The following is a 16,732-nucleotide window of genomic DNA, read 5'->3' on the forward strand; positions in this document are numbered from 1 at the left end:
TATACCAGTCAATATAAATCAAAACCTGCGAAACATATTTTCATCAACAAGGGTTATATAAATGTTATAACAAATAAACCAATATGAAGATAGGACTTTTTATTCCGTGTTATATCAATGCGGTTTATCCGGAGGTGGGGGTAGCCTCTTACAAACTATTGAAAAGCCTTGGATTGAACGTGGATTATCCGCTCGACCAGACGTGTTGCGGCCAGCCGATGGCGAATGCTGGTTTTGAAAATGAATCGTTGAACCTGGCGCTCCGTATGGAAGAACTGTTTCAGGAATACGATTACGTAGTGGGACCTTCCGCCAGTTGCGTGGCATTTGTGAAAGAAAACCATCCGCAGATATTGGAAAGGGCAAACCATGTATGCCTGAACCAGGGTAAAATCTATGATATTTGCGAGTTCCTGCATGACGTGGTAAAAGTGGATAAACTGGATGCCGTATTCCCTCATAAAGTGAGTATCCATAACAGTTGCCACGGGGTGCGCGAGCTGCTTCTTTCTGCTCCGAGCGAGTTGAATATCCCGTATTACTCCAAACTGCGCGATTTGCTTTCGCTGGTAAAAGGAATCGAGGTGTTCGAGCCCAAGCGAATCGACGAATGCTGCGGCTTCGGCGGTATGTTTGCCGTGGAAGAACCTGCCGTGTCCGTTTGTATGGGACAAGACAAGGTAAAAGACCATATGAGTACCGGAGCCGAATACATTACCGGTGCCGACAGTTCTTGCCTGATGCACATGGAAGGCGTTATCAAACGCGATAACCTTCCGATAAAAACCATTCATATCGTTCAAATATTAGCCTCCGGATTATGAGTACGAAACATGCAAAAGCAGCAGCCCGCTTTATAGCCGACCACCAACAGGAAGCCTGGCACGATGAAACCCTTTGGATGGTCCGTGTCAAACGAGACAGGATGAGCCGCACCCTTCCCGAATGGGAACGCCTGCGCCAGCTTGCCTGCGATATCAAACTGTATTCGAACAGCCATCTGGAAACCCTCTTGCAGGAGTTCGAGAAACAGGCACTTGCCAACGGCGCCATTGTCCACTGGGCGAAAGATGCGGAAGAACATAACGGGATTGTCCATCAAATCCTTCGCGAACATGATGCGCATACCTTGATTAAAAGCAAGTCCATGCTTACGGAAGAATGCCATATGAATGCCTATCTTCAGTCGCAGGGCTATGATGTAGTAGAAAGCGACCTGGGCGAACGCATCCTTCAGTTGATGCACCTAGCCCCCAGCCATATCGTAATGCCCGCTATCCATATCAAGCGGGAAGCCGTAGGCAAAATGATGGAGCAGGAGATGGGTACGGAGAAAGGCAATTCAGACCCGACATACCTTACCCACGAAGTCCGCAAGAATATGCGTGAGAAGTTCCTTCATGCCGATGTAGCCATGACGGGTGTAAACTTTGCCGTTGCTTCGACCGGCGAGATTGTGGTGTGCACCAATGAAGGGAATGCCGATATGGGAACCTCTTTCCCGAAAGTGCATATAGCCGTTATGGGAATGGAAAAGATTGTACCCGACCTCGAAGCATTGGGCGTATTTACTCGCCTGCTGGCACGTTCGGGCACAGGGCAACCCATCACCTCTTATACCTCCCATTACCGCAAACCGAAAGAAGGAGGGGAATTCCATATTATTATCGTGGATAACGGACGTAGCAATATCTTGTCCCGCCCGGACCATATCCGTACCCTGAACTGTATCCGTTGCGGGGAATGTATGGACACCTGCCCGGTATACCGCCGGAGCGGGGGATATTCCTATACCTATTTCATACCCGGTCCTATCGGCATTAATTTGTCGATGCTGAAAGACCCTGTGAAATATTCGGATAATGTATCCGCCTGTTCGTTGTGCCTGTCGTGTTCCGATGTCTGTCCGGTCAAGATAGACCTGGGCGAACAGATTTACCGCTGGCGTCAGGACTTGGATGAGGTAGGAAAAGCCAGTACGGAGAAGAAGTTAATGTCCGGCGGCATGAAGTTCCTTATGGAACGTCCGGCTCTGTTCAATACCGCACTCAAGTTTGCCCCATTGGTAAACAAGATGCCCCGTTTCATGATATACAATTGTTTGAATGTCTGGGGAAAAGGACGCGAAATGCCGGCCTTTGCCAAAGAATCCTTCAACGAAATGTGGAAAAATAAGAAACTATAAGGGTACGACATAGTCTCGTAAGGGCGAGGTCCGCTCGCCCTTTTCCCCCGCGAAATAATAAAGGGCGAGCGGACCTCGTCCCAGTATAATATAATAAAGGGCGAGCAGACCTCGCCCCAACCGATATGGACTCAAAAAACGAAATCTTATTAGCCATCCGTACACACACCGGCAATCGCTACGAAAAGCCATCCGTCACACTGGATGCCATCAGTTACCCGGACAAGGCAGCACAGTTTGCCGAATCCCTGAAAGCAGCCGGAGGTACAGCCCTTTTCCTTCAACCGGAAGAGGATATAAATGAAGTAATCCGCCGCCATTTCCCGGAAGCCGAACGCATAGCCTCCAACCTGCCGGATATTACCTGTGCCACTTTCAATCCGGACGATTTGGACGATCCGAGGGATTTGAACGATACCGACCTTGCCATTGTAAAAGGCGAGTTTGCCGTAGCAGAAAACGGCGCCGTCTGGATTACCCAGCAAGTGAAGCATAAAGCGCTTTATTTTATCTCCACCAACCTGGTGATACTGGTTCCCAAAGAGGAGATTGTAAATAATATGCACGAAGCCTACCATAAAACGGAACATGCCGATTACGGTTTCAGTTTCTTCGTGTCCGGTCCCTCCAAAACAGCCGATATCGAGCAGGCTTTGGTATTCGGGGCGCATGGGGCGATGAGCGTATTGGTACTGTTTGTCTGAGATAAACCGAAGTGAATTCTGAAAGTCTGACAGAAACTTATTTCAAACGGAAGTCCAGAATCGAATTTTTCTTTGATTTTGAGTTTTGCAAGTTTGTGCAGATATATTTCGGGATTACAGTCAGGAATAGTGTTCTTATGGGCAAAGTGGTATTTAATCTTTGCCTGGCTCATATAGATTTAATTTTGCTTTCGTATAAATGAGAGAATGAACACTATTCTGCGGTTTTCATATTTTCAACCTGTTCATAGACAGTTTCAAACTCTTTTTCGGTAATAATGGTTGCTTTACCTATATCATCAGACAAGTCGCAACTTACATCTTCGTTGTCGCAATCCCAAACATCATTTTCAGCATTATAGCTAACACATCGAACAGCGTCATTGCCAATAAATTCCCAGTAAAAAATCCGGTTATTATCTTCATTGACTTTAAAGTATTGTTTGATTGTATTAAGATGATATTTGTTTATCAGAACTGAAACCAACGATTGCTGAATCTGCCGTATGGCGGGAACGGAAAATTTTGCTGGTTGCAATTCAATATCAACACTGAAAAAATAGTGTTTGTACTTGAATTTTACACATTTCGCAATATCTTCTATCAAGCTCGCAGTCAAATCATTTTTGATATTATTGAAGGCTTCTTTTGTGGATGTGCATATTGGCAGAGCGCAAGAGACTGAAATTTCTACATTATTGCTTAGTTCAAGAATCTTATCATATTTATTTCTCTTCAATCTGTAGTAAATGTTTAGAGACTCCACTTCAACAGCTGCACTTCCGTCAACGATATAAAAAAGATTATCGCCACCCACTTTCTTCATTATCTTTTCGAACTGCTTGTCGTTGGTGTTGTCGCCAATGTAGTATGCTGCAATGAAAGACAATACTACCGATGCGATTAACAAGACAGTACCAATCTTACTGTGCTGGAAATGGACATACACTATTATAATCCCTATTACCACACAGAGCATTAAGAGACCCTTAAGTTGTACATTCGTTTTCATTGCTTATATCCTTTCTATTGTTTCGCTTTATCTTTTATGACGGGGATGTTGAAGAAGCCGTTTTGAAGAGTGAAGATGTAGGTGTCACCCGGATTGGCTTGGTCGTAGGTGGTTTTGCCTACTCCTATACTTTTGTCTTTGAAGTTTTCGCTTTTAAAGTGGAAGATTATTGTATAGCGGTGGTAATTTATTCTTTTACCACCATAACGTACTTTGTTGATTACCGTTACTGTTTCTTCATAATCAGGGTGATTCGTTGGCAGGTAGAAGTTGAGCAAAAATATTATGCTGAAGATAGCTGTTGCTATCAGCATTGCCATCACCGAATGTATGAACGCATAGAATATACCCCCGAGGTACTCTTTCCAATTCCAAACAATGTCCTTGTCCCGGATCAAACGGACGACACCTATTGCAAGACCGATTATCGCAAATGGTATGTACCAACGGTTGTAACTTACCAGTGTGTTGTTTCCTATTTCGAGTGCCAAAAGACAGAAACCCAGTGCAGGTAGGATAATCCACCAAGGCAAATTCTTGGATTGACCTTTTTCTGCTTTACTATGTCGTTTTTGCTGTTTCATGCAACATTGAAATTTACGATTGGAGAACTATTTCAACAACTTTCTGTCATCATTGATGTCGCTTTCCAAGACACTCATCTGATGAATGGCAATTTGGTTTAGTTTAATAAGTCGTTCTCCTTGTGATATGCCCTGTTCTATAAATACGGCATTCAGGTTTTCCATATTCGATAGGCAAATTAATTCGTTTACAAAGTTAGTTTTAAATTCAAAACATATATGCTTTAAATTCAAAACATATATGCTTTGGATTCAAAACACCTATGTTTTGCAATCAGGCTAATAACATACTATAAATGCCACATTCCTTCCTGATTTACATTTTTTTCTGTATTCTGTTCTGATTCTCATTTTTATATTTTACCTTTGCGGTATAATTTTATAAATACTCCGATGAAAATATCTAAGTAAGCCGGTACCAAAAATATGAATAAGAACGCTTCCTAATCTTTCCGGGGGCGATATTTGGTATAACCTTAACCGGCTTTGTGCTATCTCCGGCACTATGTGAATTTCCCTTTTTAGTTTTAACATTTTAATTTTTGAGAAAGTTATGTGCATATCTGTACATCAATTATGCTATGTTCATGCCGATAAAGAACCACTGTTCCAGCATATAAATCTGATTGTAAATAAAGGAGACAGAGTTGCGTTAATCGGTAATAATGGAACCGGTAAATCCACTTTGCTGCGTATTATTGCAGGCGAGTTGAATCCTTCGTCCGGTGATGTGGTTTGTTCCTCGCAACCTTATTATGTGCCGCAACATTTCGGGCAGTATGATAACCTGACAGTAGCTGAAGCCCTTCGGGTTGCTCCTAAACTGAAAGCATTGCATGCCATCCTGAACGGAGAAGCAACCACGGATAATTTTTCTATCCTGAACGACGACTGGGATATAGAAGAACGTTGCTTGTCGGCTCTGGCTTTTTGGGATTTGCCTTATTTGAGGCTCGACCAGCCGATGTCCATGCTAAGTGGCGGTGAAAAGACAAAGGTTTTTTTATCCGGTATCCAGGTTCACTCTCCGGAAATTATTCTGATGGATGAACCTACCAACCATTTGGATGTGTCAGGCAGGCAAAAATTGTATCGTCTGGTGCAGACCGGGCGTGCCACCCTGTTAGTTGTAAGCCATGACAGGACTTTGCTGAGTCTGTTGCCAGCCATTTGTGAGTTGGAGAGAAATACGGTAACCTTGTATGGTGGTAATTATGATTTTTACAAGGAACAAAAGGAAATAGCCTTGCAAGCCTTGCAAAACCAGTTGGATGAAAAAGAGAAGGCTTACCGTTTGGCTCGTAAAACAGCCCGGGAAGCATTGGAACGTAAGGATAAGGCAAATGTCCGTGGTGAAAAGGCGAACATTAAAAAAGGGTTGCCCCGTATTATGTTGAATTCATTAAAAAGTAAATCGGAAAGAAGTACGGATAAGCTGAAAGAAATACATGAGGATAAACAGGCTGCCCTGTTGGCTTCGATAAATGATATCCGTAAAAATATTCCTGACGGCAGGGAATTGCAGACCGATTTTAATTCGCCTAATCTCCATGTGGGCAAGATTCTGGTTACGGCAGACCGGATTAATTTTGGTTACGCTTCTTCCTGCCTGTGGAACGAGCCTTTGAGTTTTCAGATCCGGAGTGGCGACCGTATCCGTATAAGCGGGGGCAACGGCAGTGGTAAAACCACTTTGGTGAAATTGCTTTTAGGCAGCTTGGAACCTGTAGAAGGCCATATTGTACGGGCCGGTTTTACATCCGTTTATATCGATCAGGAATGTTCGTTGATTGATGGAACCTTGACCGTTTTTGAACAGTTGGAACAATTTAACACTGCCCATAAACCGGAGCATGAACTGAAAACAATCCTGAACCGTTTTCTTTTTCCCTATGGGACCTGGGATAAATCCTGTTCTTGTCTGAGTGGGGGAGAGAAAATACGTTTATTGTTCTGTTGCCTGATGGTAGGAAATAATACCCCGGATATATTTATTTTGGATGAGCCGACGAACAATTTGGATATACAAAGTGTTGAAATTATAACAACAACAATTCAGGATTATAAAGGTACCGTTTTGTTGATTTCGCATGATTTTTCTTTCGTAGAAGAAATAAAAATAGACCGGACTATCGAACTTTTTGCTTCCGGTACTGTTATTAAGATATAGTGTTTTTCATGGTATTAGAATTAAGTTAGATTAGGTTATCCGTCTTGTTCGTGAGAATAGGGCGGTTTTTTTATTTTATCCGTCTTGTTTTCATTCTGCATTTATTAGTACCTTCGCAGCAAAATAATTGTCAACAGTCAATTGTCAACTGTCAACTGGATCCACATGCAATTTACAAACAAACAGATTCTTCATATTACATTTCCGGTATTGATGAGCCTTATGATGGAGCATCTGATTGGATTAACGGATACTGCCTATCTGGGACGTGTCGGTGAAGTCGAATTAGGAGCTTCCGCCCTTGCCGGCGTTTATTATTTGGTTATCTATATGTTGGGCTTCGGTTTCAGTATCGGGGCGCAGGTTCTGATAGCACGCCGGAACGGAGCCCAGGAGTATAAGCAGATCGGTTCGGTCTTTATGCAAGGAACACTCTTCCTTTTTTTATTGGCTGCATTGTTGTTTACGGCATCTCACTTATTTTCGCCTTTATTCCTGAAGAAATTAATCAGTTCGGATGCAGTCTATGAGGCTACATTGAAATATATAGACTGGAGGGTTTATGGTTTCTTTTTCTCTTTTATAGCTGTAATGTTCCGTGCTTTTTATGTAGGTATAACGAAGACGAAGATATTGACAGCCAACTCCATCGTGATGGTATTGACAAATGTCGTGTTGAACTATATCCTTATTTTCGGTAAATTGGGTTTCCCTGCGTTGGGAATAGCCGGAGCTGCTATCGCATCTTCAATATCCGAAGGAGTGTCCGTTCTCTTCTTTATCATTTATACCTATAAGAAGATTGATTATAAAAAATATGGCCTTTTCGAATGGGCGGGTATCAATTACCGGATACTGAAGCAAATCCTGAATATCTCCCTTTGGATAATGGTACAACATGGAATTGCTTTCCTCGGATGGTTCATTTTCTTTATTGTAATGGAACGGCATGGCGAACGTCCGTTGGCCATAACCAATGTGGTACGGAGTATTTCTTCATTTCTGTTTATGTTTGTGAATGCTTTTGCATCGACTACCAGTTCGATGGTGAGTAACCTGATAGGAGCAGGGCAGGCAGATGATGTGCTTGGCTTGTGCAAACGTACAATACGGATTTGTTATTATTTTGTCTTGCCTTTAGGCCTTTTGATTGCATTGTTTCCGGAATTGGTTTTACGTATTTATACGGATAATCAGGATTTGATTGCTGCATCGGTGGACTCCCTCTGGGTGATGTTGTCTTCCTACCTGATAGCAGTGCCGGCGTTTATTATATTCTTTAGCGTATCAGGTACGGGAAATACAAAGACTGCACTGCTTATCGATATGGGTAGTATTTTTGTATATGTATTATACGCGTATTGGATCGGTATCGTTGTAAAGGCGGACGTGGCAGTTTGCTGGACTACCGAACATGTATATAATCTGATGATTTTAACTTCAGTCTTTTATATGTGGAAAGGGAACTGGCGAAATAAAAAACTGTAATATTATCGTTTGATTAGGACCGTAAGCCGTAATGATAAATCAAAGAAAATCATTTTTGCATTTACATTCTGTCCGATCTGTTGTTCCGCTTTTGCCAGTTCTTCCATAATATCAAAAACATTCCGCTCATTGATAAAAGGGGCAAATTTTACGGAGAAACCCGCTTCGTCCAGGTTCATGTAATTCAGTTCCGGGGATTGGAAACGGTACATAAAGTTTTCACGTATCAGATGCTGGCAATAGGATAGGAAATTCTTTTGCCGCTCGCGCCCGATACCGGCAAGCAGGTCTGCCATCCCTTTCATCCCTTTTACATTACGTGCCCAGGAATTTCGCATCATCCCTTTAAATTGTTCGAGGAAGAATTTGTTTTCTTCTCCCAGGCTGATTGCTTCAATAGCCTTCAGGTAGTTCCCATTAGCCAGATGAGCAATGTGTTTGGCATCTTCCGGCGCCAAACCGAATTGCGAAACCATGGAGGCGGCAATGGCTTCCGGATGGATTCCCCGTACATTGATACGTTGGGCACGCGACAAGATTGTACCCAATATTTGGTCGGGTGTTTCGGATACCATCAAAATGACGGTATTCTGAGGCGGTTCTTCTATTATTTTCAGTAATTTGTTGGCACAGGTGGGGTGAAGCTTTTCCGGTAGCCAGATTAATAGAACGCGGTATGTAGCCTCGTATATTTTGAGACTGAGTTTACGGATGATTTCATCGCTCTCTTTCGAATAAATCAATGCTTGTGAATTGCCGGCTTCCATATAATCCAGCCATCCGTCTATATCAAAATAAGGACGTTCTTTCAGAAAACTTCTCCATTCCGTAAGGTAATCATCGCAAACCTCTTTTTTCTTTTCTTTTTTGGCAACAATCGGGAATACGAAATGCAAGTCCGGATGTGCCAGTTCATCGTATTTCAAACAAGAAGGACAATGACCGCATGAGTCTGTTTCCGTACGGTTTGTACAATTCAGGTAGCGGGCGTAAGCCAAAGCCAACGGAAATGCGCCTGCACCTCCCTGCTCCGTGAAAAGCTGGGCGTGCGGAACAACACCGGTTTGTGCTGATTGTATAAGTCGTTTTTTTATGTCTTCCTGACCTATGATATCTTTGAAATACATGTATATGCCTTGTTGGTTGATAGAGCAAAGATACAAATAATCGTGTGGATTCTAAAATGTATGGTGAAGAAACGGACATGGATGACTGATATTATAGGATAGCGTGTTTGTTAACAAAATGTCAGCAAAAACTGTTTTATATATGATTTATTGGACTTTGTTTGGCGTAAAATAAATAACTGATAATATATTTTGATTTCAAAATGTTAGTATATATCTTCGTGCCCATAAATAAGAGATAAAGTTGCCGGATATAATATATGTTCGTATGTATTCGCACAAAACAAGAATAAAAACATTTTAAAACAAGAAACGATATGGAATCTAAAATTACAGGAAAAACTCGTACCGAAAGTGATTTGATAGGTGCTCGCGAAGTACCTGAAGAGGCTTTATATGGTGTGCAAACATTAAGAGGAATTGAAAACTTCTCTATCAGTAAATTCCATCTGAATGAATATCCATTATTTATTAACGGCCTTGCCATTACAAAAATGGCTGCTGCCGAAGCGAATTATTCTTTAGGATTGCTGACAGCCGAGCAGTATAAAGCAATCATGCAGGCTTGCCGGGAAATTCTGGACGGACAGCATCATGACCAATTCCCTGTGGATATGATCCAGGGAGGTGCCGGTACTACTACCAATATGAATGCCAATGAAGTAATAGCGAACCGGGCGCTTGAAATTATGGGACATCAACGCGGGGAATATATCTATTGTTCGCCAAACGATCATGTGAACTGTTCGCAATCAACCAATGATGCTTACCCTACAGCTATCCATTTGGGAATGTATGCCACCCATTTTCATTTGCTTCCGTATCTGGAAGCGCTAATCGCTTCTTTCCGCAAAAAAGGAAAGGAATTTGCACATATTATTAAAATGGGACGTACGCAGCTGGAAGATGCCGTACCAATGACATTGGGACAGACTTTCAACGGTTTTGCCAGTATCTTGCAGGATGAAATAGCTCACCTGAACCATGCTGCCGAAGATTTTCTGACTGTCAATATGGGAGCCACTGCCATCGGTACCGGTATTTGTGCAGAGCCCGGATATGCAGAGAAGTGTATCAGTGCATTGCGTGAAATAACCGGTTGGGATATTAAATTGGCAGCCGATTTGGTTGGAGCCACTTCCGATACCTCTTGTCTGGTAGGATATGCTTCTGCGATGAAACGGGTATCAGTAAAAATGAATAAGATATGTAATGACTTGCGTTTATTGGCAAGCGGTCCGCGTTGCGGATTGGGAGAATTTAATTTGCCAGCCATGCAGCCTGGTTCTTCTATTATGCCGGGTAAAGTAAATCCGGTTATACCTGAAGTCATGAACCAGATAGCATATAAAGTAATCGGAAATGAACTGTGTGTAACGATGGCCGGCGAAGCTGCCCAAATGGAATTAAATGCGATGGAACCGGTGATGGCCCAGTGCTGTTTTGAATCGGCAGAATTGTTGATGAATGGCTTCGAGACTTTGCGTACGCTTTGTGTGGAAGGTATCGTGGCAAATGTGGATCACTGTATTGAAGAAGTTCACCATAGCATTGGAGTCGTAACAGCCCTGAATCCTGTAATTGGTTATAAGAATTCCACTAAAATAGCCAAGGAAGCACTGGAAACAGGCAAAAGCGTATACCAGCTTGTATTAGATCATGGCATTCTGACAAAGGAAGAACTGGATACTATATTGAGCCCGGAAAATATGATCCATCCGGTAAAGTTGGATATAAAACCCAGAAGATAACAAGAGTCTTTTATAGAAGCTTTAATAATATTACACTGGAGCCAAATTTAAAATCCTTCGGATATAGTCGAATGATTTGTCCGAAGGATTTTTTGTGCAAATCTATTTGCTTTATTAAGATGTATAACAAGGTGCTTGTTGACAAAATGATATTTATGCGCTCTGTGTATACCCTGTATGAATTGATTTTTGATGTTATGTTATTTAATTCTTGATATATTTTATTTCAAAATGATATTTTCTTATATTTGCAAGAAATATAAACCGTAGATGGCGACATGAATCATCCTAATACAAAGACATCAATTTTATTGATATATACAGGTGGAACTATCGGTATGATAGAAAACAAGGAAACAGGAGCATTGGAAGCTTTTAATTTCCAACATTTGGAAGAACATGTTCCTGAATTAAAGGAGTTGGGACATACGATAGATTCCATACAGTTTGACCCGCCACTGGATTCTTCGTCGATGGGACCGGAGTCATGGACGGATATCGTCCGGGTGATTGCAGATAATTATCATCATTATGATGGTTTTGTCGTATTGCATGGAACGGATACGATGGCATTTACGGCTTCAGCCCTGAGTTTTATGCTTGAAAATCTGGATAAGCCTGTTATCCTTACCGGTTCCCAATTACCCATAGGTATGCTTCGCACGGATGGCAAGGAGAATTTGATAACGGCTATAGAGATCGCTGCAGCCCGTGAAAATGGTATGCCGGTAGTACCGGAAGTTTGTATTTTTTTTGAAAATGATTTGTTAAGAGGAAACCGAACCTGTAAAACCAGTGCGGATAATTTTAATGCATTTCATTCCTATAATTATCCATCTTTGGCTCATGCGGGTATTTCAATCCGGTATGATAATACACAGATTTACCATCCGGTAGCCCGTAAACCTTTAAAACCTCATTATCAACTCGACCGCAATATTGCGATCTTGAAAATTTTCCCAGGTATTCCGCCGCAAGTAGTGGAAAGTATTTTGAACATTCCCGGCCTGAAAGGAGTGGTAATGGAAACTTTTGGAAGTGGGAATGCTCCGGGTGACGAATGGTTTCTTAATATTTTAAAAAATGCGGTAGAACGTGATATTGTCATAGTAAATATAACCCAATGTCGTGCCGGAAGCGTTGAAATGCATCGGTATGAAACAGGGCGTTGGCTGTTGGATGCCGGTGTAATAAGCGGATACGACAGTACGACCGAATGTGCTTTGACCAAACTGATGTTTTTGTTTGGAAGCGGTATGAATTCTATGCAGGTCAAGGAACACATGGGCTGTTCATTAATAGGAGAAATAACGGTGAATGATTAAAGCTTCTTGAATAGTTAAATCTTTCATTATGTGATATTTTTAACTTTAATTTATTGCATGTCAAATTTCTTTTATAGACCTTTGCACTCGTAAACTATTTGTAAGGTGAATTAGAAATTTATTATATAAAAAATAACCCTGTTCTGTTAATTAACAGACATAATTATTAATCCTAACAACGTTAAACAATGAGAACATTTATTATCTCAGTGGCTACCATTCTATTGGTAACCGGGTGTGAGAAGTCTCACGACCTTAATCAAGACAGTAACTCTGAAGCAAAAGTAAAATCGGAAGCTGTTATTTCTTTGCAAGGTGATGACCATGCAGACTATTCCAAATTAACCGTTTCTTCATCAAATGGTAATCAATCAAATTTAGTTATTAACAAAAGTATCGTTGAAAACAGTGCAGAAGCTGCAAACTTTAAGGTAGGCAACACTATTACAGCTTTTACATCACCTAAAGATGCTCTTATCGGTAAAATTCTTTCAATCAAAGAAGAAGGTAACTCTTACGTAGTAGTAATTGAACAAGAGTCAATTGCTTCATTATTTGAAAGCCTTGACGTGGATTTGAGTTTGAATCAATTAGGAGAAAACGGTTCAGAAACAAAAAGTGCCTCACATACAGGTGGTATTGTATATCCTGTTAGAATTATCGGTCAGAATGAAAACGGTGAAGATGTAATCTATAACAACACACCTGCAACACGTGCATCTTGGGATAATTCATTCGAGTATCCTTTTAACTTCTCAATTCCTTTGAGTAAAGACAAACAATCTGCAATTTCAGTAACTAACGGTTTGGTAAAATCTAAAATTACCACTATACTAAATGTACAGATAAGCTGGTTTAAACTTAAAAAGTTTGAAGTGTCTATGCAAGGTTATATCAATGCAAATGCTCCGGTGAATGTTAAATATAATCTGGATAAAGAATACGATTATAATAAAGAGTTCAAAACTACTATCAACACAGAAAAGTATTGGGCTGTTTATAAAATCGCAGGTATTCCTATGGTTGTTGAGTTTACTCCAAGCGTTAAATTTAGCGGTTATGTGAAAGCAAATGCTTCTGCTGATTTGAATATCGATTTAGGAATGAACACTGAATTCAAAGCCGGTGCATATTATACTGGCAGCTGGAGCAAGGTTGCATCAGCAAAACCTGAATTTAAATTTGAAGTATCCGGAGTTAGCTCTCCTCTTCAGGTTCAGAGCAGAATTGGTATTGTTCCAAGTGTGAAATTAAATTTGCTTGGATTTGTATTAGGCGAAACAGAATTGGATAGCTATGCTACAGCTGATGTAAATGCATATGTTAAAACTCCGGCCGACAATGGTAAGGGCGAATTAGGCATATCTCTTAAAGCTTCAGCATATGTTGCCGGATATGTTGATTTAGGATTAGGTGCATTTAAAAATTCAAGCACATACAAGAAAGATTTTAATATCTATGGTCCGAGTGAATTTTTAAACAAGAGCTGGACAGTACCTTACAATAACGTAGGGAAATAATCAGCAGGATACAAAATTCTTATAAAAAAATACCGTTTTTATTTGCAAATAGTGAGAGAATATCTATATTTGCCGACGTAATAACAAAAACAGTGATGAGAACATTTATAGTAAATACATATTGGTGGCGCTTCTTACAACTCAAAAGGTCGTAGGGAAAGCAGTCCTGTGTGTATATAATAAATGAAAATATAGTAAAAGGTCTGTCGCACTTGCGGCAGGCCTTTTTTTATTGCGGAAAAACAAACAAGAATAGATAAAATGAAAACGTATTTAGTAGACAAAAACGGTTATTATGGTGAATTCGGGGGTGCTTATGTACCTGAAATACTTCACCAGTGTGTGGAAGACTTACAGAAAGCCTATCTGGAAGTACTGGAAAGCGAAAGTTTTAAGGCAGAGTATGAGCAATTACTTCGTGACTATGTAGGTCGCCCTTCACCTCTCTATCTGGCTAAACGACTGAGCGAGAAGTATGGTTGCAAGATTTATCTGAAACGGGAAGACCTGAACCATACCGGTGCCCATAAAATCAATAACACGATCGGACAAATCCTGCTGGCACGCCGTATGGGAAAGAAGCGTATTATCGCAGAGACTGGCGCCGGACAGCATGGGGTCGCTACAGCTACCGTTTGTGCCCTGATGAATATGGAATGTATTGTTTACATGGGCAAAACGGATGTGGAACGCCAGCATGCCAATGTCCAGAAAATGGAGATGCTTGGAGCGACAGTCGTACCTGTTACCTCCGGAAATATGACATTGAAGGATGCTACGAATGAAGCAATCCGCGACTGGTGTTGTCATCCGTCCGATACCTACTATATCATTGGTTCGACGGTGGGGCCTCATCCTTATCCCGATATGGTAGCACGTCTGCAATCTGTTATCAGTGAAGAAATAAAGAAGCAATTGAAAGAGCAGGAGGGACGCGATTATCCCGATTATCTGATAGCCTGTGTAGGCGGAGGTAGCAATGCTGCCGGAACAATTTATCATTACATAGACGACGAGCGTGTAAAACTCGTGCTTGCCGAAGCCGGCGGCAAAGGTATTCACTCCGGGATGAGTGCCGCTACCATACAGTTAGGCAAGAAAGGTATTATCCACGGCTCCCGTACTTTGGTTATGCAGGATGAAGATGGACAAATAGAGGAACCTTATTCCGTTTCGGCTGGCTTGGATTATCCGGGAATCGGTCCGATTCATGCAAATCTTTCGGTGAGCCATCGTGCCACGATCCTTGCTGTGGATGACGATGAAGCCCTGGATGCCGCATTTGAACTGACCCGTCTGGAAGGAATAATCCCTGCACTGGAAAGTTCGCATGCCTTGGGAGCCTTGTCGAAAGTGAATTTTAAACCGGAAGATGTGGTGGTACTTACCGTCTCCGGACGTGGCGATAAAGACATGGATACTTATATTAATTACAAAAACAAATAATAGACCGGATATGAACTATTCATTTAAGACAATAAGCAAAAAGGTTCTCGGCGACCTTCACACCCCTGTAAGTATCTATTTGAAGGTACGGGATATTTATCCGGAGTCAGCCTTATTGGAAAGCTCCGATTTCCATGGAAATGAAAACAGTCTTTCTTATATAGCCCTCTGTCCGTTGGCAAGTATCGGTATCAATAATGGCGAATGTACGGCCCAATATCCTGACGGGGCAAAGGAAGTCACTTCCCTGACAGAGCAATATAATGTGGCGGAAGCCATGAATGCCTTCCTTTCACGTTTCAATATTGAAGGGGCTGATAAGAAAGCATGCGGTTTATTCGGCTATACCGCTTTCGATGCTGTCCGTTACTTCGAGCATATACCTGTTATGGAGGCACACCACGAGGAAAATGATGCACCTGATATGTTATACATATTATATAAGTATCTCCTCGTATTCAATCATTTTAAAAACGAACTAACCTTGATTGAGCTATTGCAACCCGGCGAATCGTCCAATCTACAGGAAATGGAGTCACTTATAGAGAACCGGAATTATGCGTCTTACAATTTTCAGGTATCCGGACCGGAGACATCTCCTATTACGGATGAAGAATACAGGGCTTCCGTTCGCGAAGGAATCCGCCATTGCATGCGCGGGGATGTATTCCAGATTGTGTTAAGCCGCCGTTTCGAGCAGCCGTTCCAGGGCGACGACTTTAAAGTGTATCGCGCTTTACGCAGCATCAATCCGTCACCCTATCTGTTTTATTTTGACTTTGGCGGTTTCCGTATCTTTGGTTCTTCACCTGAGACACACTGCAAAGTTACCAATAGGCATGCAAGCATAGACCCTATAGCCGGTACAGCTTTCCGTACCGGAGATGTTGCTTTAGACAAACAAAGGACCGAAGCATTGCTTGCCGACCCGAAAGAGAATGCCGAACACGTCATGCTGGTCGATTTGGCGCGCAACGACCTTAGCCGTAATGCCTACCATGTACAGGTCGATTTTTATAAAGAAGTACAATACTACAGCCACGTTATCCACCTTGTATCCCGCGTAAGCGGTGAAATCAATCCCGGGAGTAATCCCATAAAGACTTATATCGATACCTTCCCGGCAGGAACTCTGAGCGGTGCTCCGAAAGTGCGTGCCATGCAATTGATTACAGATATAGAGAAACATAACCGTGGCGCATACGGAGGATGTATCGGCTTTATCGGTTTCGACGGAGATTTGAACCAGGCAATCACTATCCGTACATTCGTTAGCCGTGGTAATGTCCTATACTATCAGGCTGGAGCAGGAATTGTGGCAAGAAGCAATGACGAGCGCGAATTGCAGGAGGTAAACAACAAACTGGGTGCTTTGAAGAAAGCGATTGACCTTGCCGAGAAACTGAAAAATTAAATGCAG

At 41.8% G+C, this 16,732-nt stretch carries 13 protein-coding genes and 1 pseudogene; 10 read left to right on the top strand and 4 right to left on the bottom strand.

Annotated features, from left to right (window positions below; translation table 11 throughout):
* Window positions 1-83: 83 nt before the first annotated feature.
* From ACGE0T_RS05340 to ACGE0T_RS05350, 3 genes are all read left to right on the top strand, one after another.
* Entirely contained in the window at window positions 84-824 is a 741-nt protein-coding gene (locus tag ACGE0T_RS05340) for a (Fe-S)-binding protein (RefSeq protein ID WP_459189503.1), read from the top strand.
* A complete protein-coding gene (locus ACGE0T_RS05345; RefSeq protein ID WP_459189504.1) occupies window positions 821-2,185 on the top strand; it encodes a lactate utilization protein B in 1,365 nt (454 codons plus the stop codon). The genes ACGE0T_RS05340 and ACGE0T_RS05345 overlap by 4 nt, the downstream gene beginning before the upstream one ends.
* Window positions 2,186-2,310: 125 nt before the next feature.
* Window positions 2,311-2,889 (top strand): LutC/YkgG family protein, encoded by a 579-nt coding sequence (locus tag ACGE0T_RS05350; RefSeq protein WP_459189505.1) that lies wholly within the window; start codon window positions 2,311-2,313, stop codon window positions 2,887-2,889.
* A gap of 214 nt (window positions 2,890-3,103) precedes the next feature.
* On the opposite strand, the gene ACGE0T_RS05355 is transcribed toward ACGE0T_RS05350, so the two are convergent.
* The 3 genes and pseudogenes from ACGE0T_RS05355 to ACGE0T_RS05365 form a co-directional block, all read right to left on the bottom strand.
* Window positions 3,104-3,901, bottom strand: a complete 798-nt coding sequence (locus ACGE0T_RS05355; protein ID WP_459189506.1) for a hypothetical protein — start codon at window positions 3,899-3,901, stop codon at window positions 3,104-3,106.
* Between the two features lie 14 nt (window positions 3,902-3,915).
* Entirely contained in the window at window positions 3,916-4,485 is a 570-nt protein-coding gene (locus tag ACGE0T_RS05360; RefSeq protein ID WP_459189507.1) for a hypothetical protein, read from the bottom strand.
* Between the two features lie 27 nt (window positions 4,486-4,512).
* A pseudogene (locus ACGE0T_RS05365) lies at window positions 4,513-4,677 on the bottom strand (KilA-N domain-containing protein); the annotation flags it as partial.
* Window positions 4,678-5,038: 361 nt separating this feature from the next.
* On the opposite strand from ACGE0T_RS05365, the gene ACGE0T_RS05370 reads away from it, so the two are divergent.
* Entirely contained in the window at window positions 5,039-6,655 is a 1,617-nt protein-coding gene (locus ACGE0T_RS05370; RefSeq protein ID WP_459189508.1) for an ABC-F family ATP-binding cassette domain-containing protein, read from the top strand.
* A 165-nt stretch (window positions 6,656-6,820) separates the two neighbouring features.
* Entirely contained in the window at window positions 6,821-8,143 is a 1,323-nt protein-coding gene (locus tag ACGE0T_RS05375) for an MATE family efflux transporter (protein WP_459189509.1), read from the top strand.
* Between the two features lie 2 nt (window positions 8,144-8,145).
* Here the strand turns inward: ACGE0T_RS05375 and ACGE0T_RS05380 are convergent, their stop codons facing one another.
* Window positions 8,146-9,270 carry a DNA polymerase III subunit gene (locus tag ACGE0T_RS05380; RefSeq protein ID WP_459189510.1) on the bottom strand — a complete coding sequence of 375 codons (1,125 nt, stop codon included), beginning with the start codon at window positions 9,268-9,270 and terminating at the stop codon, window positions 8,146-8,148.
* A 317-nt stretch (window positions 9,271-9,587) separates the two neighbouring features.
* Between ACGE0T_RS05380 and ACGE0T_RS05385 the strand changes: the two genes are divergently transcribed.
* The 5 genes from ACGE0T_RS05385 to ACGE0T_RS05405 all read left to right on the top strand — a co-directional run bounded on the left by ACGE0T_RS05385 (window position 9,588) and on the right by ACGE0T_RS05405 (window position 16,726).
* Complete coding sequence (locus ACGE0T_RS05385; RefSeq protein WP_459189511.1) at window positions 9,588-11,021, top strand: aspartate ammonia-lyase; 1,434 nt, start codon at window positions 9,588-9,590, stop codon at window positions 11,019-11,021.
* A gap of 278 nt (window positions 11,022-11,299) precedes the next feature.
* A complete protein-coding gene (locus tag ACGE0T_RS05390; protein ID WP_459189512.1) occupies window positions 11,300-12,346 on the top strand; it encodes an asparaginase in 1,047 nt (348 codons plus the stop codon).
* Window positions 12,347-12,534: 188 nt separating this feature from the next.
* Window positions 12,535-13,866: a hypothetical protein gene (locus ACGE0T_RS05395; protein ID WP_459189513.1), complete on the top strand. Its 1,332-nt coding sequence runs from the start codon at window positions 12,535-12,537 to the stop codon at window positions 13,864-13,866.
* 261 nt (window positions 13,867-14,127) lie between these two features.
* On the top strand, window positions 14,128-15,312 hold the full coding sequence (gene trpB, locus ACGE0T_RS05400; protein WP_459189514.1) for a tryptophan synthase subunit beta: 1,185 nt from the start codon (window positions 14,128-14,130) through the stop codon (window positions 15,310-15,312).
* 10 nt (window positions 15,313-15,322) lie between these two features.
* Entirely contained in the window at window positions 15,323-16,726 is a 1,404-nt protein-coding gene (locus tag ACGE0T_RS05405; RefSeq protein ID WP_459189515.1) for an anthranilate synthase component I family protein, read from the top strand.
* Window positions 16,727-16,732: the final 6 nt, after the last annotated feature.

Source organism: Parabacteroides sp. APC149_11_2_Y6 (genome assembly GCF_054506995.1).